The organism is Haloferax sp. ATCC BAA-644, from assembly GCF_000336975.1.
Classification (GTDB): domain Archaea; phylum Halobacteriota; class Halobacteria; order Halobacteriales; family Haloferacaceae; genus Haloferax; species Haloferax volcanii.
In genome coordinates this window covers 166,070-188,781 of record NZ_AOLF01000001.1, presented here as the reverse complement: position 1 = coordinate 188,781, position 22,712 = coordinate 166,070, and the positions used below count along the sequence as shown (strand labels likewise).

The following is a 22,712-nucleotide window of genomic DNA, read 5'->3' as shown; positions in this document are numbered from 1 at the left end:
TCTACGATAGCCTCGGAGTTTCTCTCCAGCGATACTCACTTCACGCCGACCGACCAGAACAGCGGACATAGTGGTGTTGTTCTCGTCGCGGTCCGCGGCGGACCGCATCGGGTGTCCGCCTCGATTCTGCGCTCGCCTCACTCGAACACGTCGACGAACCGCGGCGCGGAGAGCGCCCGCAGGTCGTCCGGCGTGAGTTGGAACACGGCTTCGGGGGTTCCCGCAGCGGCCCAAATCCGGTCGAACGACTCGAACGTCGGGTCCGCGAGGACGGGACAGTCGGTCGCGTGGCAGGTCGGCGGTACGCCGCCGATGCTCCAACCGGTCGCCGCTTTCACTTCGTCGGGATTGGCGCTTCGAACCGAGCCCTGTTCGGCATCGAACTCGGAGCCGAGCGAGGCTTCATCGACGCGGTTCGCACCGCTCGTGAGGACGACGACCGTCTCGTCGCCCACGCGCATCACGATGCTCTTGACGATTTGGGCGACGTCGCAGCCGACGGCCGCAGCCGCGTCGTCGGCCGTCTTGGTTCCCTCGGGGAACTCCTCGATGGTCGCTTCGAAGCCGTGAGAATCGCGTACTTGGTCGGCAAACTTGCGTGCCGTGGGATGCATGCCCAGGGCTTCCGCGTCGGTGGATATGAACGTTTACCGCCGTGGCAGATACTGCGCTGCACTCACCACTCCCCGTCGAGTCCGTCGCGAAGCGCCGCCACGTCCGACTCGTCGTTGAAGTTGTGGAACGACGCCCGGACCGCCGTCGGTTCGGGAAGCGTCCGGACGACAACCCCCGCCGATTTGAGCCGTTCGACCGCCCCCTCCGGGTCAGGGACTTCGAAGGAAACCAGCCCCGACTCTGGGTCGTGCGGGCTCAACAGCCGTCCCTCCGGGACGGTTTCGATGAACCGGCTTGCGAGGTCGCGAACGTGTTCCTCGGTTCGGTCGAGGCCGACGCGCTCGGCGATGTCGATAGCCTCTCGGAGCGCGACGTGCGGCGCGGGGTTGGTGGTTCCGACCTCGAAGCGTTTCGCTCCGGGCGCGAAGTCGAGCCCGTCGGCGTTCGGCTCCGTGACGCCGCGGTAGCCGACGGCGTGCGGTTCGATGCCCTCCGCGACCTCGCGCCGGACGTAGAGGAAGCCCGCGCCCCACGGCCCGAGCAGCCACTTGTGGCCCGCGCCGGCGACGATGTCAGCCCCCCAGTCGTCCACGGCGACGGGGTACTGGCCGAACGACTGGACCGCGTCGACCACCGACAGCGCGCCGGCGTCGCGGGCGATATCGGTGAGTTCGCGCACGGGGAGTCGCGTCCCGTAGTTCCACGTTAGGGCGCTGAAACAGACGAGTTTGGCGTCGCTGACGGCCTCGGCGTACTGGTCCATATCGAGCCGCCCCGCCTCGCTCTCGACGACGCGGACTTCGACCCCCTCGCGTTCGAGTCGCCGCCACGGGAGGATGCCGGCCGGGTGTTCGAGGTCGGTTCGGACGACCACGTCGCCCGGCTCCCAGTCGAGCGCGGTGGCGATGCGGTTGATGCCGTCGGTAGTGCTCTGGGTCAGCGCCACCTCCTCGGTCTCGGCACCGATAAACGCGGCCACGTCCTCGCGGACGGCCTCGTAGGCGTCGAACGCGGTCGGATAGGGGCCGTCGTCGCCCGGCGATTCGTACTCGTGGTATTCGAGGAACTCGGTCGCGCGCTCCACGATGGGGCGCGGACTCGGGCCGTGCGCGCCGGTGTTGAGATACGTGACGTCGTCGAGGGCCGGAATCGTCGTTCGGAGTTCGTCGGGTGTCATAGTGCGTTATCGGGTGTCATCGGGGGTGTTTTCTCGTCGGTCGCGCCGCGAAGGAGTCGTGTCTGCTGGTGATACGCCCGTCGAATCAAACGTTCTGGTACCACTATCGAATTGCCGCAACAACTCGTCGGGGAGGCGGGCGTACACCTCGGCGTTGCCGACGAGCGCCTCGACGGTGGTGAACTCGTCGACCGCGTGCGCCGTCTCGGTCCCCAGCCCGAACTCGACGGTCGGGACGCCGGCGTTTCGCATTCGCTTCGCGTCGCCGCCGCCGGTCGCGCTCCGGCGGTACGCACGCCCGCCGGTGACGCCTTCAACGACCGAGACCACGGCGTTCGCCAGCGCGCTGTCGGGGTCTTCGAACGTCCCGACCGACCAGTCCGCGTCCGAAGTCTCGACGCCGTCGTGACCGGCGACCACCTCTCGAACGCGGTCGAGCACCGCCGCCGTCTCGACGCCCGCCGTCACGCGAATATCGAGTTTCGCCCGCGCCGCGTCGGGGACGACGTTCACCCGGTCGCCGCCCGAGAGGACGCCCAGATTGACCGATGGGCGCTCGAACAGCTCTCGCGCCGCGTCCGCGCCGAATCGCGGCGCGTAGTGCTTGACGGACTCGTCGACGAGCGCCCGCACCGCGGGGTCGAACTCGAATCGGTAATCAGCGAGCGTCGATTCGATGTCGCTCACGGCGCGGTAGAGCCGGTGAATCGCGTTCTCACCGAGCATCGGTCGGGAGCCGTGGGCGGCGGTCCCCGTCGCTTCGAGTTCCAACCAGATGCTCCCCCGGTCCGCGACGGTCACCGAGTGGCGGTCGCTCTCGCAGGTCGTCTCGCCGATGACGCAGGCGTCCGCGGCGAGCCCGCGCCGGTCAAGCAGCGTCGGCAGCCCCGCGCTCCCGGCGACTTCCTCGTCGCTGACGAACGCGAACACGAGGGTCGTCGCCGGCGTCGTGTCGGTTTCGACGTACGCCTGTGCCACCGCGAGCATCGCGGCGACTGCTCCCTTCATGTCGGTCGCGCCGCGCCCGTAGAGCCGGTTTCCCGCCCGCTCACCGAGCGGGTCGCGCGTCCACTCGGCCGCCTCGAACGGGACCGTATCGAGGTGTCCCAACAGGACGAGCGTCCGGTCTGTCGCGCCCGGGAGCGTCGCCACGAGATTCGGCTTTCTCGGGTCCGAGGTGACGCGCTCGGCCTCGATACCGAGCTCCGAAAAGAACGATTCGACCCACGACGCGAGGCCCCGCGTGTCTCCCGGCGGGTTCTGCGTGTCGTGGCCGACGAGCGTCGCCGCGAGGTCGACGATGTCCTCGCGGTGCTCGCGGAGGGAGGCGACGGCGGCGGGTGGGTCGCTGGACATGAGCTCTCTGTCCGGATGTACGTACTGACGACGAATAAGTTTGTGCTAAAAATACAATATTGGTGGGGCGAGATACGGGTGCCTCTGTGGGACAGGTCCGAAAGAAATCGTCACTCCGAGTGGGGGAGAGTGGGATGGGATGGGATGCGGTGGGGTGCGGTGCTGATTCCGGTATCAGGCGTTGTAGGTCCACCGCTGGAGGGTCGCGGAGTTGGAGCCGGATTGAGAGGTCCAGACGACGCGGACGGTGTCGCCGTTTTCGAACCCATCGCTTGCAGTGTCGTCTTGGACGACGACGGACTCACCCGCGCTGATGGTGTCTGAGCCGAGGCTCGACCACTTGTTTGCGTCACCAGCATCAGTGACGTTGACATTTCCCGCGATAGTGACTAAATCGCCGTCAATCTGCGCGCCGCTTTCGTGCGTGATGGTCAGTTCCGTCTGCCCGTCGTAGTCGAACGTGAAACTCGCTTGGGGAGCGGTGTCACCGACTTGGTCACCGAGACCGAGGACGAAGGTACCGATGACGGCCGCGAGGATGACGGTGATCGCGACCATGAGGATGACGCCGATGACCGGCGAGACTGCGCGCGATTCTGTGAAGATTCTCTTGATTTGCATAGTTGTGTTTCTCCTAGGTGTGCCGGACGAGAGGCGACCGTCGAGAAAAATACGAATCGGTCCTCGAACGCCTGCGTTCTAACCTAACAAGTTTACTGACGTTCTCCGAAGCTATAAACTAGTATTGAGAAGGCGTTTCACGTCTCATGCGTGATTCGTACCAGAATCGGCTGGTGCTATCGCTCACGGTGTAACGTTCGAAAAAATTGAGATTCGGTCGGTTGTGTCGCCGCGGACCGTTTAGTGCGTGTACGTTTGTAGGGTCGCGGAGTTGGAACCGGATTCGGAGGTCCAGACGAGGCGCACTTCGTCGCCGTCGTCGAGAGTTTCAGTGTCGTCGAGGTCCACAACGATGGTGTCACCGGCGTTCATGCTGTCGTCGGAGCCATCATTCTTCGAGATGACTGGCGACGATAAGTCCGACGGGATGACGACGCTCAGTTGGTCGCTGGCGATGGAATCACCGCTTTCGTGCGTGATTGTGATTTCCTGTGCACCATCGTAGTCGAAGCTGAAGCTCGCCTGCGGGGCGGTGTCACCGACCTGGTCGCCGAGACCGAGGACGAAGGTACCGATGACGGCCGCGAGGATGACGGTAATCGCGACCATGAGGATGACGCCGATGACCGGCGAGACTGCGCGTGATTCGCTAAGGAAGTTCTTGATATCCATTGTTCTACCCAGGACCGGCCTCTGACCCACCTCGTGCCCACCTGCACGGGACCGCGAGCGGCCACATGTTCCGGCTCCTGTTGGCCTTCCGTATGTTCCGGATATATTTAATTTCGCAGCGACTTACCGGTCTATTCGAGGGGTTAGGACGCTCCTAACCGTCGAATTCGGGGTTTAAGCCGTTCCATCCCACCTGCGTACCACCAGCAGAGGCGGTCGGTGCTGAACCGCCGACCTGACGCGCTACACACGCGGATCCGGCTCTCTCGCTCGCCCGACGCACCCGCTCGAACTGTTGCGCTCCCGATTTCTGCGGACATGGTGGTGTGGGTTCGGGAGGGTGTCGGCCGCGGCGCGCGTCCCATACGCGTCGCTCACGCGACTCGAAACGCCGAGGCGGTCGAAAACGTCGGGAAAACGGCCTACTGGGAGGCGTTCCAGAAGCGCGGCGTCGACTCGAAATCTATCTTCGCGTCGGAGGGCGCGCGCTCGTAGAGCGCGTCGTGGACGGCCTCGTAGGCCGCGCGCGGGCCTTCCTGTGCGAGTTTCGGGTGGTCGCGCGTGTCGAAGACGACGCGCCACGTCCCGTTCGTGAGGTGCAGTCCGAGGATGTACTTCCCGCGGACGTTCACGACCAGTTGGTAGGCGTGCTGGACCGTCTCGCCGTCGCGTTCGATGTTGTAGCCGCGGACGGCGACGGCCTGCTGAATCGCCTCCTTCGTCTCGAGTTCGGCGACGAACGATTTGGGGACGGCCCGTCCGGGGAGCGACTCGACGAACGGTTCGCTCACGGTCGCACCACCTCGCGTCGCGCACCTGTCGGTTCCATCGTACCCTATCTGGGCGGCCGAGCGGGTATATGCGATACGGTCTCCGGCGGCGCGGGTCCGGACACCGACCGACTCGCGTCGCCCCGCGTTCCGAGCGAAGCGCCTTTGGGGCTCTGCGCGCGCAGACGAACCGTGAACTCCAGCGCACACCACGTCGGTCTCACCGTCCGCGACCTCGATTCGACGCTCGAATTCTACCGCGACGCGCTCGACCTGCCGGTCCTCTCCCGCTTCGAAGTCGGCGGCGAGGAGTTCGCCACCGCCGTCTCCGTCGACGGCGCGTCGGCGCGCTTCGCCCACCTCGACGGCGGCGACGTGCGCGTCGAACTCGTCGAGTACGACCCGGTCGGCACCGACACCGACGAACCGACGCTCAACCGTCCCGGCGCGACCCACCTCGGGCTCTCGGTCGAGGACGTCGACGCCGCGGTCGCTCAACTCCCGGCCGACGCCGAGACGCTCAGCGAACCGCAGACGACCGAAACCGGCACGCGAATCGCGTTCGTCCGCGACCCCGAGGGGAATCTCGTCGAACTCCTCGACGCCTGACCCGGCCGCTTCGTTCGACGGGCTCGCCGCTCGAAACTCGCCGCTGAATTGTTCTCGAACTGCAATACTAGGGCGCTGGTGTGGTCACTCGTCGGTCGGAGACCACGCCCGCGGCCGCTCCGACCCGATTGGAAGCTTCAGCGTCACGGCCGTCCCCCCGAGGGAAGACGGTTCCAACTCCATGCTCCCGCCCGCTTTCTTGACGACCCAGTGGACCAGCCACAGGCCCATCCCGGTCCCGTGTTCGAGCGGCGTCTCCTCGCCGCGCTTGATGACTCGCCACTCCTCGTCGGGGATTCCCGGCCCGTCGTCGTCGACGCGCACGACGAGTTTCGAGTCGTCGGCTTCGGTTCGGCACACGTCGATATGGACCGTTTCGCCGCCGTGTTTGAGCGCGTTCGCAATTAGCTCGTCGAGCGCCGCGCCGACGCGGCTGTCGACTCGCGCGTAGAGCCCCGTCTCGATGTCCGTCCGCACCGCCGCCTCCGGATACGTCGATTCGGCCCTCGACACGGCGTCTTCGACGAGCGTCGAGACGCGCCGCGGCGTCCCCTCGGATTCGAGGGCGTCCGAGACCGTCTGCGCCTTTTCGGAGAGCGACGCGAGGTCGTCCGCCGCTTCGACGATGGCCTCGGCAGCCTCGGCGAGTTCCTCGTCGGTGTCCGTGGCCTCGTTCCGGCGAATCAGCTCCGCGTAGCCCTCGATGACGTTCATCCGGTTTCGGAGGTTGTGCCGGAACATCCGGTTGAGGACGCCGAGTCGCTGCCTGGTCACCTCCGACTCGGTGACGTCGGACTGGATGGCGACGTAGCCGTCGATGTCGCCGTTGCTCTCGATGGGCGCGATGGTCTGTATCGCGGTGTAGAGCTCGCCGCTTTTCCGTCGGTCGATGATTCGCTCTTGCCACGTCTCGCCGGACTGGAGGGCGCGCCACAGTCGCTCGTAGTACGTCTCCGGCATCTCGCCCGAACTGAGTATCGACGCCGGTTCGCCGATGACCTCCGCGGCGTCGTAGCCCGTCGTCTCCTCGAACGCCGGGTTGACGTACGTAATCTCCCCGTCCGGCGTGGTGAGGTAAATCGCGTGGCCCGCCTGCTCGACGGCCTGCTCGAACTCGCGGAGGCGGCGCTCCCGCCGCTGCTGTTCTGTCACGTCGACGAAGACGCCGACGACCTCGGCCACCTCGCCGTTGGCGTCGCGGACGACCGCCGTCGAAAGCCGAAACTCGCGGAGGTCGCCGTCCGCCGGCTGTCGCTCGACTTGAACGCTCGAGAGGCCGTTTTCTGCGATGGTTCGCCGGATAATCTCCTCGCTATCCTCGCTGTCCTCGCCCGCGTTGTAGGGGAGCGGTCCGCCGAGCACCTCCTCGCGCCCCCAGCCGAACGTCTCAGTGGCGGCGTCGTTCCACCTCGTCACGCGCCCCTCGGGCGTGACCGCGATAATCGGCACCGGGGACGCGGCGACCACGGTCCGAAGCTGATCCAGCGACGACCGAACCGACGCCTGCTGGCGCTCGATTCGACGGTTCTTCCGGGAGACGAGCGCCCAGACGAACGCGGTGGAGACGGCGACGAACGCGAGTCCCTTGACGAGTTCGGCTTCGGGGGCCGGGGGCGCACCCAGCGTGGCCGACAGGAGTAGCTCGCCGCCGAGGATGCCCGCGGTCCCGAAGCCGAGATACGCCAGCGCGATGGCGCGGGCGTCGAGACCGTCGAGCGGCGAGTCGTTCATCATCCGAACGGAGCGCGAGCGAAAATATAAACGTGGTGCGGTAATCCGGCGGTTGATAACGACGGCACCACCCCTCGAAACCCGACGCGGAAGCGCAACCGACATTGCCACCGGGACGCTAGCGAAGGTGACTACCGCTTCCCGAGACGCGCGACATCGTAACCATGCCCACCACGAGCCGGCGGGACGCCATCGAGACACCATGAAACGACGAGACGCACTCAAGACACTCGGCATCGGCGCACTCGCCGCCACCGCGGGCTGTCTCGGCGGCTTCGAACAACAGTCGGCGTGGCGCGACCCGCCGCTCGTCGACGACCGGCCGGCGGCGGTCTACCTGCCCGCCGTCACCGAGGGGATGAAGATGTACGGGGAGACGACCGCCGGCCCGTACGGCGTCGCGCTCACCTACTCGTACCCCCATCGCTTCTGGACCGCCGCCGGCTCCGACCTCGAGAAGACCGTCGTCGAGGCCGACGACTCGATTCACCTCATGGCGTCGCTGTGGGACGCCGAGACGGGGACCGTGCTCCCGCTGGACGCCGGCGTCTCCATCGAGATTCTCCGCGACGGCGACCTCGTGAGCGAAGAGGTCGCCTACCCGATGCTCTCCCAGCAGATGGGGATGCACTACGGCTCGAACTACGTCCTCGACGGCGAGGGCGACTACGAGGCCCGCGTCCACGTCGGCGGCACCTCGCTTTCCCGAACCGGCTCGTTCGCCGGGCGGTTCGAGTCGGCCGAGACGGCGACGTTCGAGTTCGCGTTCGACACGGACGACCTCTACGACGTGGAACTGCGCCGCCTCGGCGACGAGGCCGGGTCGCGCGGCGCGGTCCCGGCGATGGAGATGATGGGCGTTCCGACCGGCAAAGCCCCCGCCGTCAGCGACCTCCCCGGTCGCCACCTCGGCCGGCGGACGAGCGCCGACGCCCTGTTCGACGCCTTCGTCGTCGACGACGGCTCCCGGTTCGGCGTCGACGGCGCGTACCTCTACGTGTCGGCGCGGACGCCGCACAACGAGTTCGTCCTGCCGATGATGGGCGTTCGGGCCACGCTCGAACGCGACGGAACCGCGGTGCTCGACGGGGCGCGACTCGACCGGACGCTCGACCCCGACCTCAGCTACCACTACGGTACGGGCGTCGAGGCCGTCGAATCCGGCGACGCGCTGACGCTCTCTGTGGACGTGCCGCCGCAGGTGGCCCGCCACGACGGCTACGAGACGGCGTTCATGGCGTTCGAGCCGATGCGGTTCGAGGTCTGAGGTGTCGCTTCGTCGCCGCCTCATCCCCCGTCGGGCGACCCGGACACCCCGACGCGGACGCCCGCGATGGAAACGTTCAGAAGCCAACAACCCCGAACTCTCGGTGACTCTCGGATGACCACGGACACAGACGCGACGCGCGACCGCCACACCTGCACAGCGTGCGGCGAGGCGTACCCGACCGAGCGACTGCTGGTCCTCCACCGGGGCGCGAGACACCCCGACGACCTCGACGCCGCGGAGGTCGAGGCGTACCGCGAGGCGTATCACGAGGAGGAAGCGGAACTCAAGTCGTTCCGCGTCCGTGCGCTCGGCGTCATCGTGCTGCTGTACTTCGGCTTCCTCATGCTGTTTATCGTCTTCGCATCATGACCCCACTCCGACCCATCTCCCTCAGACGATTCGGTCTCGGTCTCCTGCTGGCGAGTCTCCTGTCGCTCCTCGCGGACCCGGCGGCCGCGAGCAACGCCGCGGTCGGACTCGCGGGCGCGTCGCAGGACAACCTCGCGGTCCCGCGGTGGCTCTATCTCGCCACCGGCGGCGCGACCGTCGGAGCCTCCGCGCTCCTCGCCAGTTTCGTCACCGACCGCCGATTCATCGAGCGCGTCCACCTGTGGCAGACCGGTCCCGATGCGGGCGTCTCGGACGGACTCCTGCGCGCGCTCCGAGTCGCGGGCGGCGTCCTCGGCCTCGCGGTCCTCGCGCTCGCGGTTTTCCTCGGCTACACCGGCCCGCAGGTCCCGACCGTCAACTTCGCCGTCATCGTCGTCTTCGCGGGGCTCCGCGCCGGCTACACGATGCTCTCGTATCTCGTCGCTGATACGTGGCGCGCGCTGAACCCGTGGCGGACCGTCGTCTCGGCGGTTCCGAACGGCTTCGTCTCGTACCCCGAACGACTCGGTCGCTGGCCCGCGGTGGCGGGCATTCTCGCGCTCGTCTGGGTCGAGACCGCGACCGCCGTCACGACCCGGCCCTCGGTCCTCGCGACCGCGCTCGTCGCCTACTCGGTCGTCACGCTCGCCGGCGCGGTCGTCGTCGGCGCGGACGCGTGGTTCGACAAGGTCGACCCCGTCTCCGTCTTCCTCCATTTCTACGGCCGGGTCGCGCCGGTTCGCCTCGACGACGACGGCCTCTCGTTCCGCCTGCCGGGGATGCGACTCGTCACCGACGACGACCTGACCGACCTCGGTGACGTGGCCGTCGCGGTCGTCCTCGTCTGGGAACTCACCTTCAGCGGCTTCGTCACGACCGAACAGGGCGCGGCGGTCATCCGGTGGCTCGCGGGCGTCGGCCTCCCGCCGCTTTTCGTCTACGGACTGCTCTACCTCGGCGGCTTCGGGGTCTTCCTCGGTCTCTACGTCCTCGCCGCGCGGGTGACCGCCCGCCGCATCGACACCTTCGAAACGCCGCTCGACCTCGCGGTCACATTCGCGCCCTCGTTGCTCGCCATCGCCGCGGGCTACCACCTCGCGCACTACGTCGGCTTCTTCGTCTCGCTGTCACCGATGCTCGTCCACGCCCTGTCGTCGCCGCTGTCGTCGCCGGCGAACCCGGTCGTGCTCACGCTCCCCGCGTGGTTCGGCGGCCTGAACGTCGCGTTCGTTCTCCTCGGCCACCTGCTCGCGGTGTGGGTAGCGCACTCGCAGGCCTACCGAACCTTCCCCAGCAGACTGCAAGCCGTCCGGAGCCAGTTCCCCTTCGTCGCGGTGATGATTCTCTACACGATTCTCAGCCTGTGGCTCATCTCGCTGCCGACCGCGAACCCCCCGTTCCTCTGATTATTAACTGATTGGCTTCAATTTGTGAAGACAAAATATCTAACCCCCGTTTTCTAACAGGTGAATTATTAACCAGTCGCTGACTACTGCCGAGTATGAGCGAACACGACGGACGCGACCCCGGCCCCGGTGACGGGGCGGACGCGTCCACGGACCCGCGGGGCGGCGACAACGGCGGGTGCGACGACGCCTGCGAGGTCGAGGGCGCGTCGGAATCGGGAGTGCCCGGCGAGACGGAGTCCGGCGACTCGGCCGGCGAATCCGCCGGTGCGGTCCGTGCGGAGTTCAGCGTCCCCGACATGGACTGCGCGTCCTGTGCGAGCAAGGTCGAAACGAGCGTCCGGAAACTCGACGGCGTCGGTGATATCGACCCGCGGGCGACGACCGGCCGACTCGTCGTCGAGTACGACCCCGACCGGACCACGCCCGACGACATCCGGGGCAACGTCGAGGGCGCGGGCTACGCCGTCGAAGACGGCCCCTCGACGCGCGAGGTGTCGGTTTCCGTGCCGGACATGGACTGCGCCTCCTGCGCCGGGAAAGTCGAGAACGCGCTCCGCGGCGCGCCGGGCGTGCTGTCGTACGAGACGCGCCCGACGACCGGGACCGCCGTCGTCACGCTCGCGGCCGACGCGGACCTCGATGCGGTCGTCTCGGCTATCGAAGCCGCGGGCTACGAGGTCACCGGAACCGACGCCGACGACGGGGACGAGGGTCACGGGCACTCCCACGGCGGCGGCGCCGACGCGGACCGCGAGAGCGTCTGGCGCAGCACGCGCGCGGTGAAAACGTGGCTAAGCGGCGGCTTCCTCGCGGCGGGCATCACGGTTGAGTACCTGCTCGGGCTGGAACTCGTCGTCGCCAGCGTCCTCGGCGTCTCGTTCACGGCCGCCGAACTGCTGTACGTCCTCGGGGCCGCGGTCGGCGGGCAGGCCATCCTCCGCAACGGCTACTACTCGGCGAAGAACCGCAGCCTCGACATCGACTTCCTGATGTCGACGGCGATTCTCAGCGCCGTGGCCGCCAGCCTCATCTCCGGGCCGACGAGCCTCTATTTCGAGGCCGCGACGCTCGCGTTCCTCTTCAGCGTCTCCGAACTGCTCGAACGCTACTCGATGGACCGCACGCGCGACTCCCTCCGCGAACTGATGGACCTCTCGCCCGACGAGGCGACGGTCCTCCGCGACGGCGTCGAGACGGTCGTCCCCGTCGAGGAACTCGTCGTCGGCGACGTGGTCGCCGTCAAGCCCGGCGAGAAGATTCCCGTCGACGGGACGGTGGTCGAAGGCGACAGCGCGGTCAATCAGGCCCCCATCACCGGCGAGTCCGTCCCGGTCGACAAGGCCGAGGGCGACGAGGTGTTCGCGGGCACCGTCAACGAGGCGGGCTACCTCGAAGTCCGCGTCGAGTCCGCCGCGGGCGACGACACCCTCTCGCGCATCGTCTCGATGGTCGAGGACGCGCAGGCCAACAAGACCGAACGCGAGCAGTTCGTCGAGCGCTTCTCGTCGTACTACACGCCCCTCATGGTCGTCGTCGCGGTCGCGGTCGCGGCGATTCCGCCCATCGCGTTCGGCCTCGACTGGGTGACGTGGTTCGTCTACGGCATCACGATGCTCGTGCTCGCCTGCCCCTGCGCGTTCGTCATCTCGACGCCCGTCTCGGTCGTCTCGGGCATCACGTCGGCCGCGAAGAACGGCGTGCTCATCAAGGGCGGCACGCACCTCGAAGCGATGGGCTCGGTCGAGGCCGTCGCCGTTGACAAGACGGGCACGCTCACGAAGGGCGAACTCACCGTCACCGACGTGGTCCCGCTCAACGGCAACTCCGAAGCGGACGTGCTGCGGTGCGCCCGCGGCCTCGAATCCCGGAGCGAACACCCCATCGGCGAGGCCATCGTCTCCCACGCCGAGGGCACGGGCGTCGCCGGCCGCGAGGTCCACGACTTCGAGAGCGTCACCGGCAAGGGCGTCCGCGCCGACCTCGACGGCGTCCCGCACTTCGCCGGCAAGCCCGGCTTCTTCGAGGAACTCGGCTTCGACCTCGAACACGTCCACGTCACCGGTCCCGGCGAGGAACTTTCCGAGGATGTCCGACAGCTCTGTGACCGCCACGGCTGTCTCAACCTCGTCGAGGACACGATTCCGCGCCTCCAGTCCGAGGGCAAGACGGTCGTCGTCGTCGGGACCGAAGACGACCTCGAAGGCGTCGTCGCCGTCGCCGACGAGGTCCGGCCCGACGCCCGCGAGACGGTCGCGAAGCTCCGCGAGGCCGGTCTCTCGGTCGTCATGCTCACCGGCGACAACGAGGGGACCGCCCGCGCCATCGCCGAGCAGGTCGGCGTCGACGACTTCCGCGCGGGCCTCCTCCCGGAGGACAAGGTCGCCGCCGTCGAGGGACTGCTCGACGAGTACGGCTCGGTCGCCATGGTCGGTGACGGCATCAACGACGCCCCGGCGCTCGCCACGGCCACCGTCGGCGTCGCCATGGGCGCGGCCGGCACCGACACCGCCCTCGAAACGGCCGACATCGCCCTCATGGCCGACGACCTCTCGAAGCTCCCGTACCTCTACGAACTCTCCCACCGGGCGAACAACGTCATCCGGCAGAACATCTGGGCGTCGCTCGCCATCAAGGCCGTCCTCGCGGTCGGCGTCCCCTTCGGCTACGTCTCGGTCGCGCTCGCGGTCCTCGCGGGCGACGCCGGGATGACCATGGGCGTGACGGGCAACGCGATGCGACTCGCCCGGATTCGGCCCGACGAGTGAGTCGCGGGAGGCTGACCGTCTCCGGCTTTTCCGGTCCGTCCCTGCCGGATTCGCGTATCCGCGCTACTTAGTGGCGTGACACTATCAACGCGTCCGCAATTCTTGCCACACGAGAAACGGCTGGTTCGGTTTTCCCGACGCCGCGCGTCGGAGACTGGCATGGACGACGACGAGCGGACGCCACGCAGAGACGCGAGCGAGCGACCGGCCCGACCGACGCGGAGTCGAGACGCCGGCGAGACCGCCGAGACCGACGCGGGACGCACCCGGAGACGGTTCATCTGGCTCACCGGGACCGCCGCGATGGCCGGATTGGCCGGCTGTTCCGGCGGCGGTGGCGGCGCGACCGAGACGACGACGGCGACCGCGACCACGACGCAGTCGTCGGGGTCGACCGGGGGCGTCCCCGAGGCGTACGCGACGGCCACCTCGCTCGACGGCACGCAGCGCAACCCCGACAGCCTCTCGTCGCAGGAGGCCGTTTCGTATCAGGACGAACCGAGCGAGGGCAGGCAGTGTTCGACCTGCCGGTACTACATCGAGGACAAAAACGGGGACGGCGCGGGCGCGTGCGCCATCGTCGCGGGCGAAATCGCTCCCGAGGGCTACTGCGTCTCCTACGTCGAGTACGAGGGGTAGCGCGTCCGACTCTCCGCCGCGGTCAGGACTCCTCGTCCGTCGGCCCGACGGCGCTCTGAATCCGACAGCGGATGGACTCCTCGACGCCGTCGCGCTCGACCGGAATCACCCACTTCTCGCCGCAGCCGAGGACGGTCACCAGCTCGCCGTCCTGTCGGTGTTTCACCGAGACGAACACCTCGCCGCGCTCGGGGTCGTAGTCCACGAGTTCGACGAGCACGTCCTCGCCGGCGATGAGGAGGTTCTTCGCGCCGTCCAACTCGGTGACGTAGGACTCGGTGTTCCCGGCCGGGTCGGTGACGAACAGCTCGACCACCGGCACGTCCTCGCCGTCGGGATAGCTCGCGTCGACTTCGAGCGCCCCGTCTTCGAGCCGGATGCCGTGTATCTCGACGAGCGACGCCGCGACGCCGAAGGTGTCAGCGACCTGCTGACGGAGGTCCCCCAACGGGATTCGAACCGACTCTCGAATCGTTCCCATGCCCGCCCCTACGAACGGGGGGTGTATGAGCGTGTCCGCTAGTCGTCGCCCCAGAGGGCGTCCGCGAGGCGCGACCCCGACGGGACGGCCTCGCGGAAGGAGACCGAGTCGAACGCGAGCGGCCCGTTGAGAGAAAGAAAACCGAGTTCGCCCCCGGGCGCGCGGTCGAGGTTGGTCAGAAAGGCCACCTTGCGGACGGCCTCGACGCCCTCGACGGTCGCGTCGGGGTCGACCGACTCGTACAGGGCGGCGTGTTCCCGGACGTGTTCGACGCAGCGTTTCGTCGGCGCGAACAGCAACAGCGCGTGGACGCCCGGCCCCTCGCGGCCGAGTTTCGTTCGGATGGCGTGTTCGTCGTCCTTGTAGAAGTAGCGCTCCATGCGGCGGTACTGGCGGAGTATCTCGTTCGCGCCGGTGGCGTGGCGGACGGCGGCGTCGGCCTTGAGTTCGATGAGGTAATCCACCGGTTCGGGCGTCCGCACCCTGACGTACACGTCGGCGACGCCGCGGTTCCCGTAGTGGTCGTACGGCTCTTCGAGGTGAATTTCCACGTCGTCGAAGGCCGCCCGGAAATGTTCGACCACCCGCGTCGCCAACTCGTCCTCGCGCATCTGTCGGCTGAGACGAGGCGACCGTCGGGGAAATGTCCCGCGGTTCGCCCGCCGGAGGCCCGACACACCAGAAGGCACATACCGCCGGCGTTCGGTTGGAAAACCGACAGATGTCCCTGCCGACTCGCAGACAGGTCCTCCACGCCGGCGGCGCGTCCCTCGTCGCCGCGCTCGCCGGCTGTTCCGGCGAGGGGTCGAGTTCCAGTTCGGACGAGCCGCACGGCCCCTCCCCGGACGAACTCGTCACCGACTACGACCAGCTCCGCCTCCGCAACGACGCCGAGAGCGCCATCTTCCGGGACGCGTCCCGAGACGACGAAACGGGGTCGTCGTACCTCGACGACTTCCTCGTCACCACCGACGAGGAGCGCGAAGACGTGACCTTCGCGGCCGACCCCGCCGACGCCGACGCGGCCCGCGCGTTCATCGACGAGACGGAGTTCGACGCGCAGACGCTCGTCATCACCCAGCACCGCGTGGACGCCTGCCACCGGGTGAAACTGCTGTACGTCACGCACCCGCCGGACAGCGTCGTCCACCTCGACTTCTGTCACCCGCTCCGAGATGCGTCGGTCGAGTGCTCCGTCGAGGACCGCCACGTCGTCGCCTCGCTGGTCCGACTGCCCTACTCCTCGGAGGGCGAGTCGAGTTGGGGACACGGCGGCGGAAGCAGTTGTCGCCTCCCGCCGTCGCTCCGAACCGAGACGGAGGACGCCTGAGATGCCCCGGACGCGACGCGACGTGCTCGCCTCGCTCGCCGGGGTCGGCGTCGCCGGACTCGCGGGCTGTACCGCGCTCGACGCGGGCGAATCCGAATCGGACGACCCGGCCCTCGACCCGGCGGCGCTCCGGGAGGTCATGGAACTCGGGTCGCCGGCGTTCCCGGCCCGCGTTCCGGTCCCGATTGCCGATTCGTTCCTCGAACGGGGCCGCGCTCGCGCCCGCGAACTCCTCGACTCCTGCCCCGAGACGATGTCTCCCGAGGAAGTCCCGAACGAGGCCGTCCGAAACGTCTACGCCGAGGCGTACGCGGACGCCGCCGAGGACCTCGCCCCCTCGGACGCCGACGAGTCGCCCTTCGAGGCGCTTCGGGGACTGCGCTACGCTCGCGGGGCCGCGGCGATGGCGAAGGGGACTTACGACGCCGCGGTCGGTGACCTCACCGAGGCCGACGTGCGCGACGAGGCCGAATCGGTCCGTGCGGACATCGAGTCGTTCAGGCTCGGCACGCGCTACCTCGGCGACGAACCCGACCGGGCGCTCGTCGTGTACGAGGCCGTCGAAGACCTCGTCGCGGCCGCGGTCCGGTACCTCGACAACGCCGACGAGTACGGCCGCTACGCCGCCAGCGCCCCGCGAGCCGGTGAACTGCTCGACGCGGTCGAGTCCGCGCGGGCGTCGCTCGACGGCGCGCGCCACGTCCGCGACCGCTACTTGGCGTCGATTACCGACCCGGTAGACTTCACCGACGCGTTCGAGTCGACCGCGTCCTCGCTCGCCGGAATCACCGAGGACCGCCGGGCCGAGTACCCCGAGGAGGGAGGGCTCGAAGCCGTCGTCGAGGGCGAGGGGTTCGACACCGAGAAACTCGAATCCACACCGGCCAAAGACCTGCTGGTGGAGACGTTCGTCGAAGTCGAACGCGGGCTTCGGGACGCCCGCAACGGCCTCCGAAGCAGGCGATTCGCCACGGCGCTCGTGGGTGCCCACACCGCCGAGACGCATCGTCGCGCGTTCGAAGACGCCGTCACGGCGGTCAAGCGAGGCCGGTACGAAACTGTCGACTCCGCGGCCGCGGTCAGGGACGCGAAACTCGGCGCGCTCGAAGCGCTCGAAGCCGCTCGGTCAGACAGGTCGAACCCCCACCTGACGCGTCGCGCGCTGGTCGATATCGCCCACCAGATCGGCCGCGGGGACGGCTACTTCCGCGACGACTACTACGAGGACGGCGACCCTCGGGCCGCGCGAAACGCGCTCGCGCAGTACGCGACCACCGAGTTCGCCGCGCGCGAGACGCCGGGTGCGAGCGCGTGGGTGCTCGGGACGCTCGCGGCCGAGCGCGGCGGCGTCGGCCGCTGACGAGTCGTTTCTTCCGTTTTGTCGTATCCCCGCGAACTGTTTGAACGGTAACCGGTCCGACTGTCGCGTCTCTGCATCGACTCTCGGAACCTCTCGAGACGACCGCTTCGATAACCCGTGGATGGCGAGTCATAGGGGCGCTCACAACTGGTTCATGCAACCCGCGCACTACTATCACACTCGACCGAATCGAGCGCTCGATGGACGAACACCGGGTGAGGTGCTCCTTAGATAGCACCTCCTCGCCTCGGTGAAACGCGGGAGATTGGCAACGTTTGGGTGTCCTCCGTCGCAACGCTACCCAACCCGATAATAAGGTTTAATATTTGATGGCGGTTTGATTGTTATATGGCCGTCGTTAGCGTTTCGATGCCGGAGGAACTACTCGAGCGAATCGACCAGTTTTCCGAGGACCACGGATATACGGGTCGGAGCGAAGTGCTCCGAGAGGCGGGTCGGAACCTCCTCGGTGAGTTCGAGGACAAGAAACTCGAAGACCGCGAACTGATGGGCGTCGTAACTGTCGTCTTCGATTACGAGACGACGAGCGTCGAAGAGAAGATGATGCGACTCCGCCACGAGTACGAGGACATCGTTGCGTCGAACTTCCACAGCCACGTCGGCGGGCACCACTGTATGGAACTGTTCGTTCTCGAGGGGTCGCTCGAAGACATCTCGACGTTCGTCGGAAAAATCAGAGCGACGAAAGATACGCTTACCGTCGACTACTCGGTGCTTCCGGTCGACGACTTCGGTCCGCTCGCGGATATGCGCTGAATTCTCTGTCCCACGTTCGGACCCCACGCTGTCGCCTCACCCGGACAGATTGGTCGTAGCGCTTGGGTAGTTTGTTAGCGGGGCTCTCTCTTCATCAGTGGACCGCTGTAGCGAACGCTGAACGGGTAGATGCTCTGTTCGACCGGCGAGAGGCGTCGTCGTCGGTGTATCGTTCGACCGTGTCACTCTCTACTTAATAATACTCAATGATAGAATCACAGAAGTTATTATATTCTAGTTCAGAGTTAGCAATACAATGGTCGAACTCACGCGACGAAGACTGCTACAGGGGGCGGGCGCAAGTGCGGTCGCCGGGACGGGAGTCGCCGGCTGTCTCGGTCGGGGTGGTGGCGACTCACTCGGCTCTCTGACTGTCGCGTACGTCCCGATTTACCCGAACATGCAACACTACGTGATGGAACAGGAGGGTTACTACGATGAACTTCCGGCGGATGTCACCATCGAGCGGTTCAGCTCCGGGCCGAGCGTCGTCAAGGCGTTCGCCAGCGGGGACGTCGACGTTGCGCTCTTCGGAATCACGCCGGCGATGGTCCTCACCGACAAGGGAACCGACGCGGGGATCCTCGCCGCGAACTCGCGAAACGGGTTCAAGATCCTCGGAACTTCCGATCTCGTCGACCGCTACGAACGGGAGGGGAACGCCGCGTTCGAGAGCTTCGAACAGGAACACGGTCGCAAGGTGAGGTTCGGGGCTCCGCCGGACGGGAGCGTTCCGGACATCGTGCTTCGGTACTGGATTCAGGAGGACCTTGACCTCGGCGAGATGGACGCCGTCATCAACAAATCGAAAGTCCCGCCGGCGAAGGCGGTCCAGACCATCCAGTCGGGCGACATCGACGCGACGATTATCCAAGAGCCGTTCGCGACGATTATCGGCCGCGAAGACGGCTTCGGCGAACTTGCCTGGTCCGGAGACATCTTGGAGGACCACCCGGTCACGGTGCTGTTCGCCAACCAGCGTGTCATCGACGACAGCGATGTCTCGCAGGCGCTGGTCGAACAGCACGTCGCAGCGACCGAGTTCACGGCCGGGTCGCCCGCCGCCGCCGCCGTCGATGCCGCGTCGGTCATCGGCTCCGGTGTGAGCGAGGACCTCGCGAAGGCCGCGATGGATTCGCGGGCGTCTGATTTCCTCTCGGACCCGCACGCGGTTACCGAGCAAGCCGCCACGATGGGCGAGTTCGTCACCGACGTCGGCAACATCGAGGAACCGGTCGCGACCGATGACCTGTTCGCAGTCGACGCCTACGACGCTATCCAGCAATGAGCACCCGCACGACCGGTACTAAGCTGGTGACCGCCGCTGTTGGCGAGGGTGACCGCAAGCGGTATCTACGGGGCTTCGGCGGGTTGCTCGCGTTTCTCCTCGTCTGGTGGATCGGCGCGGTAACGACCCAGCCGTCGTATCTCGTCCCGGGGCCGCTCGAATCGGTCCGTGCCTTCGTCACCCTGTTCACGACCTCGGCCGCAATCGCGGTTCCCCTGGTCGGCTCGGAGCTGGTGTTACCGACGGGGCTCGCGCACCTCGCGGAGACGCTGTTCCACTACGTTCCAGGCCTGCTTCTCGGTGCCGGCTGCGGAATCGGGCTCGGGCTGACGATGGGTTGGAACGGCGCGCTCGACGACTGGCTGCGGCCGCTCGTTCGAGTGCTGCGGCCGATTCCCCCGTTGGCGTGGGTCGTCTTCGCCATCGTCTGGTTCGGCATCCACCACACCGGGGCGGCGTTCATCGTCTTCGTCGGCGCGTTCTGGATTAACTTCTACGGGGCGTACGGCGGTGTCGAGGGCGTTTCGACCGAACTGACCGATGCCGCGTCGACGCTCGGCGTGGAACGCGACCGCTCGATGCTGAAACTCGTTGCACTCCCGAGCGCGGCTCCCCAGGTGTTGACGGGGTTTCGGACCAGCATCGGACGCTGCTGGATGATCGTCGTGGGCGCCGAGTTGTTCGGTGCGCCCGGTGTCGGCTACGAGATTATCAACGCCTCGAACAACCTCGCGATGGCGACCAGCGTCGCCTACATGTTTCTGATCAGTCTGGCGTTCCTCTGTATGGACGTCGGATTTCGCCTCGTCGAACGGAGTGTGCTCGCGTGGCGATGAGTAAGCCCCCAGCCGCCGACCGAGAGTCCGAGGAAAAGATTAGTGTCCGGGGCGTTAGCAAGGCGTACGAGTCGACGAACGCGCTCGATGACGTCTCGTTCTCGGTCCCGGAGGGCGAGTTCTGCTGTGTCGTCGGGCCGTCCGGCTGCGGAAAGACGACCCTGCTGCGGGCCATCGCCGGCCTCGACGACGTGGATAGCGGCTCGATTCTGGTCGACGGCGACCCGGTTGCCGAACCGAGTCTCGACCGGGGCATGGTGTTTCAGGAGTACGCCCTGTTCCCGTGGCGAACCGTCCGCGGGAACATCCGATTCGGCCTCGACCGCCCCGCCTGCGAATGCGCCGACTGCGAAGCGCGGGTCCGCGAACTGGTTGGTCTCGTCGGCCTCGAGGGCTTCGAGGACGCCTACCCCAAGGAGCTGTCCGGCGGAATGAAACAGCGCGTCGGCATCGCTCGTGCCCTCGCTGTCGACCCGGAGATTCTACTTATGGACGAACCGTTCGGGAGCGTCGACGCGCGGACGCGTGACCGCCTACACGCCGAACTGCTCGATATCTGGGCGCAGACCGAACGGACCGTCGTGTTCGTCACCCACGACATCGACGAAGCGGTGACGCTGGCCGACCGCGTCGTCGTGATGGACGCCGACCCGGGGACCGTCCAATCGACCATCCCTATCGATTTAGAACGCCCGCGTCAACGGACGGCCCACGAGTTCGTCGAGTACGTCGCGGAAATCAGAGACGAACTCGGCAGTCCGGTAGATGTCAGCCAGAAGTAGCGTCACCGCTAGTGTGTAGCTTCGTCGTGACTCCCGCGGTAAATGGGTCGATAGACCCGCAGCAATACTATGCGTGACACTCCTGTCTTTGGTGCCGTAGGCCTCGGAAACTTCGCTTTCCACGAGCTTGGGGTGTTGTTGATAGGTTCCCAGCGACGAGGTCCAGACACGCATCTGATATTAAATACCAGTGTAACTAACCGCCATCTCTATTATCTCGGAACACAAATTTAATATATGCCGATTGTAAGCTCCTCGATGGATGAGCGACTCCGTGACAACCTCGATACGTTCGCCGCGGAACATGGCTACAGCGGCCGAAGCGAGGTGATTCGTGAAGCATGCCAATCTCTACTCGCGGAGTACGAAGAGACCGATCACGAGGGTCAACGTGTCTTAGCGACGGTAACCGCCGTCTTTGGGTACGATAAGCCGGAGATTGAGCGCCGGATGATGGACATTCGCCACGAGTTCGAGGCGTCGATTCGGTCGAACTCCCACAACTGCCTCGACGGCAACGCGGGCTGTGTCGAGACGTTCGTCGTCGAAGCCGCTTACGACGATGTCTTGCGGTTTATTGGAACCGTTCGCGGGGCAGACGAGTCAGTTTCGGTCGAATACACGGTCGTCCCCGTCGATGTGATGAGTGCCGGAGCCAGTGAGTCGGACTCGTTTTGACTTGAGAGGGCTCGGTGTCCTCTTCGAACTCGCGTAAGCACTAGTCGTTGGCGGGTCGATAGAGCTAGTCCAGAATATTAATTCGCTCTCTACTGATAGCTGTGATTATTATAACTCTTATTTTAACACAGTAGATTTATTATGTTTGCCTATTAGATTATCAAATAAGCTATGGCACACATTCACCTCGGAGAAGGGTCGTTCCCGTTGTGGGCGCTCCTTCTGTGGACGCTCGTCGGCGCCGGGCTAATCAGCGCCATCGTGTACCGAATCCGGAACGGCGGTATCAAGACGCGTCAGATCGCGCTCGCGGGTATCGGTGCGGCCGCGAGTTTCGCGGTCTTCCAGCTGAATATCCCCGTGTGGGGCGGCATCCACATGAACCTCACCGGACTAGTGGGAATCCTCGCCGGCCCGCTGCTCGGGGGACTCATCGCGCTGGTCGTGAACATCTTCTCGGCGGCGCTCGGGCACGGTGCGGTCGGACTGCTCGGGGCGAACACGCTCGTCAACGCCACTGAGGCTATCGTCGCCTACTACGCGTTCAAGGCGCTGATGGGACTGGACTGGGACGTCTTCCCCGCCAGCGCCAGCGCCGCGACGCTCGGCCTGTCGGCAGGGGCGGTCCTGATGGGCGCGATCATCGTCATCAGCGGCGTGAACGGAAGTGCGCTCCCCCGTGGTGACCTGACAATCGCCGTCGCCGGCCTCGTCGGACTCAACCTCGGCGTCGCTGTCATCGAAGGTATCCTGACGGGCTTCGTCGTCCGGTTCCTCGCGTCGGTCCGTCCCGACCTCGTCGGCCTCACCGACCAAGAGACCCGTGAGGAGTCCACCGGGGTGACCGCGTGATGCAGCGCTGGCAACAGTACGGTGGTCTCCTCGGTCTGCTCGCGGTCTGTTTCGCGGCCGGGCTCTGGGGCTTCACCTCGACCGGCGGCGCGCTCCCGTGGGCCAAGCGGTCCGCGAAGGCGCTCCAACGTGGGGTACAGGAGGGTGGCGGCGCACTCGTCGACTTCGGCCGCGGCATCGTCGTCGCCGGGCCGATTCGGAAGGGCGGGCTGATGCTCGAATTCGGGGGACTCGTCGCCCTGTTGTTCGTCCTCGGTATCGGACTGTACGTCTACGTCGACCGCTACGGCGGTTTCGGCGAAGAGGGACGCTCGGCACAGTAACT

General features: G+C 66.5%; 24 protein-coding genes. 15 read left to right on the top strand and 9 right to left on the bottom strand.

Features of this window, described 5'->3' with window-relative positions:
* Window positions 1-137: 137 nt before the first annotated feature.
* The 6 genes from C458_RS00915 to C458_RS00890 all read right to left on the bottom strand — a co-directional run bounded on the left by C458_RS00915 (window position 138) and on the right by C458_RS00890 (window position 5,232).
* Window positions 138-614, bottom strand: coding sequence for a YbaK/EbsC family protein (locus tag C458_RS00915; protein WP_008572407.1), 477 nt, complete (start codon window positions 612-614; stop codon window positions 138-140).
* Window positions 615-676: 62 nt separating this feature from the next.
* The gene (locus C458_RS00910) at window positions 677-1,792 is read right to left on the bottom strand and encodes an aminotransferase class V-fold PLP-dependent enzyme (RefSeq protein ID WP_008572405.1); all 1,116 of its coding nucleotides are present in this window, start codon (window positions 1,790-1,792) and stop codon (window positions 677-679) included.
* Window positions 1,793-1,798: 6 nt separating this feature from the next.
* On the bottom strand, window positions 1,799-3,148 hold the full coding sequence (locus C458_RS00905; RefSeq protein WP_008572402.1) for a M20 family metallopeptidase: 1,350 nt from the start codon (window positions 3,146-3,148) through the stop codon (window positions 1,799-1,801).
* A 174-nt stretch (window positions 3,149-3,322) separates the two neighbouring features.
* A complete protein-coding gene (locus C458_RS00900; protein WP_008572400.1) occupies window positions 3,323-3,769 on the bottom strand; it encodes a type IV pilin in 447 nt (148 codons plus the stop codon).
* Window positions 3,770-4,009: 240 nt separating this feature from the next.
* Window positions 4,010-4,441 carry a type IV pilin gene (locus C458_RS00895; protein ID WP_008572399.1) on the bottom strand — a complete coding sequence of 144 codons (432 nt, stop codon included), beginning with the start codon at window positions 4,439-4,441 and terminating at the stop codon, window positions 4,010-4,012.
* Between the two features lie 422 nt (window positions 4,442-4,863).
* On the bottom strand, window positions 4,864-5,232 hold the full coding sequence (locus C458_RS00890) for a hypothetical protein (RefSeq protein ID WP_004040984.1): 369 nt from the start codon (window positions 5,230-5,232) through the stop codon (window positions 4,864-4,866).
* A 171-nt stretch (window positions 5,233-5,403) separates the two neighbouring features.
* Between C458_RS00890 and C458_RS00885 the strand changes: the two genes are divergently transcribed.
* Window positions 5,404-5,820 carry a VOC family protein gene (locus C458_RS00885; protein ID WP_008572398.1) on the top strand — a complete coding sequence of 139 codons (417 nt, stop codon included), beginning with the start codon at window positions 5,404-5,406 and terminating at the stop codon, window positions 5,818-5,820.
* Window positions 5,821-5,904: 84 nt separating this feature from the next.
* On the opposite strand, the gene C458_RS00880 is transcribed toward C458_RS00885, so the two are convergent.
* Window positions 5,905-7,554, bottom strand: a complete 1,650-nt coding sequence (locus C458_RS00880; RefSeq protein ID WP_008578794.1) for a PAS domain-containing sensor histidine kinase — start codon at window positions 7,552-7,554, stop codon at window positions 5,905-5,907.
* 199 nt (window positions 7,555-7,753) lie between these two features.
* Between C458_RS00880 and C458_RS00875 the strand changes: the two genes are divergently transcribed.
* The 5 genes from C458_RS00875 (at window position 7,754) to C458_RS00855 (ending at window position 14,003) form a co-directional block, all read left to right on the top strand.
* Complete coding sequence (locus tag C458_RS00875) at window positions 7,754-8,818, top strand: hypothetical protein (protein WP_008572396.1); 1,065 nt, start codon at window positions 7,754-7,756, stop codon at window positions 8,816-8,818.
* 114 nt (window positions 8,819-8,932) lie between these two features.
* Window positions 8,933-9,190, top strand: coding sequence for a hypothetical protein (locus C458_RS00870; RefSeq protein WP_008572395.1), 258 nt, complete (start codon window positions 8,933-8,935; stop codon window positions 9,188-9,190).
* Window positions 9,187-10,596: a hypothetical protein gene (locus C458_RS00865; RefSeq protein ID WP_008572394.1), complete on the top strand. Its 1,410-nt coding sequence runs from the start codon at window positions 9,187-9,189 to the stop codon at window positions 10,594-10,596. Before C458_RS00870 ends, C458_RS00865 begins: the two co-directional genes overlap by 4 nt.
* A gap of 95 nt (window positions 10,597-10,691) precedes the next feature.
* Window positions 10,692-13,364, top strand: a complete 2,673-nt coding sequence (locus tag C458_RS00860) for a heavy metal translocating P-type ATPase (RefSeq protein ID WP_008572393.1) — start codon at window positions 10,692-10,694, stop codon at window positions 13,362-13,364.
* Window positions 13,365-13,523: 159 nt separating this feature from the next.
* Window positions 13,524-14,003, top strand: coding sequence for a high-potential iron-sulfur protein (locus C458_RS00855; RefSeq protein WP_008572391.1), 480 nt, complete (start codon window positions 13,524-13,526; stop codon window positions 14,001-14,003).
* Window positions 14,004-14,025: 22 nt separating this feature from the next.
* On the opposite strand, the gene C458_RS00850 is transcribed toward C458_RS00855, so the two are convergent.
* A complete protein-coding gene (locus tag C458_RS00850; protein WP_008572389.1) occupies window positions 14,026-14,484 on the bottom strand; it encodes a hypothetical protein in 459 nt (152 codons plus the stop codon).
* A gap of 38 nt (window positions 14,485-14,522) precedes the next feature.
* Window positions 14,523-15,095 (bottom strand): hypothetical protein, encoded by a 573-nt coding sequence (locus C458_RS00845; protein WP_008572388.1) that lies wholly within the window; start codon window positions 15,093-15,095, stop codon window positions 14,523-14,525.
* A 110-nt stretch (window positions 15,096-15,205) separates the two neighbouring features.
* Here C458_RS00845 and C458_RS00840 point away from each other — a divergent pair, with 110 nt between their 5' ends.
* From C458_RS00840 to C458_RS00800, 9 genes are all read left to right on the top strand, one after another.
* Window positions 15,206-15,814 (top strand): hypothetical protein, encoded by a 609-nt coding sequence (locus tag C458_RS00840; protein ID WP_008572385.1) that lies wholly within the window; start codon window positions 15,206-15,208, stop codon window positions 15,812-15,814.
* A gap of 1 nt (window position 15,815) precedes the next feature.
* Window positions 15,816-17,174, top strand: a complete 1,359-nt coding sequence (locus C458_RS00835; protein ID WP_008572382.1) for a hypothetical protein — start codon at window positions 15,816-15,818, stop codon at window positions 17,172-17,174.
* Between the two features lie 348 nt (window positions 17,175-17,522).
* Entirely contained in the window at window positions 17,523-17,951 is a 429-nt protein-coding gene (locus C458_RS00830; protein WP_008572380.1) for a CopG family ribbon-helix-helix protein, read from the top strand.
* Between the two features lie 256 nt (window positions 17,952-18,207).
* A complete protein-coding gene (locus tag C458_RS00825) occupies window positions 18,208-19,239 on the top strand; it encodes an ABC transporter substrate-binding protein (RefSeq protein WP_008572377.1) in 1,032 nt (343 codons plus the stop codon).
* Window positions 19,236-20,075: an ABC transporter permease gene (locus C458_RS00820; protein WP_049897159.1), complete on the top strand. Its 840-nt coding sequence runs from the start codon at window positions 19,236-19,238 to the stop codon at window positions 20,073-20,075. Before C458_RS00825 ends, C458_RS00820 begins: the two co-directional genes overlap by 4 nt.
* The gene (locus C458_RS00815; protein ID WP_008572373.1) at window positions 20,072-20,857 is read left to right on the top strand and encodes an ABC transporter ATP-binding protein; all 786 of its coding nucleotides are present in this window, start codon (window positions 20,072-20,074) and stop codon (window positions 20,855-20,857) included. The genes C458_RS00820 and C458_RS00815 overlap by 4 nt, the downstream gene beginning before the upstream one ends.
* 258 nt (window positions 20,858-21,115) lie before the next feature.
* Window positions 21,116-21,535 (top strand): CopG family ribbon-helix-helix protein, encoded by a 420-nt coding sequence (locus tag C458_RS00810; protein ID WP_008578798.1) that lies wholly within the window; start codon window positions 21,116-21,118, stop codon window positions 21,533-21,535.
* A gap of 171 nt (window positions 21,536-21,706) precedes the next feature.
* Window positions 21,707-22,387 (top strand): energy-coupling factor ABC transporter permease, encoded by a 681-nt coding sequence (locus tag C458_RS00805; RefSeq protein WP_008572369.1) that lies wholly within the window; start codon window positions 21,707-21,709, stop codon window positions 22,385-22,387.
* Window positions 22,387-22,710, top strand: a complete 324-nt coding sequence (locus C458_RS00800) for a hypothetical protein (protein ID WP_008572367.1) — start codon at window positions 22,387-22,389, stop codon at window positions 22,708-22,710. Before C458_RS00805 ends, C458_RS00800 begins: the two co-directional genes overlap by 1 nt.
* Window positions 22,711-22,712: the final 2 nt, after the last annotated feature.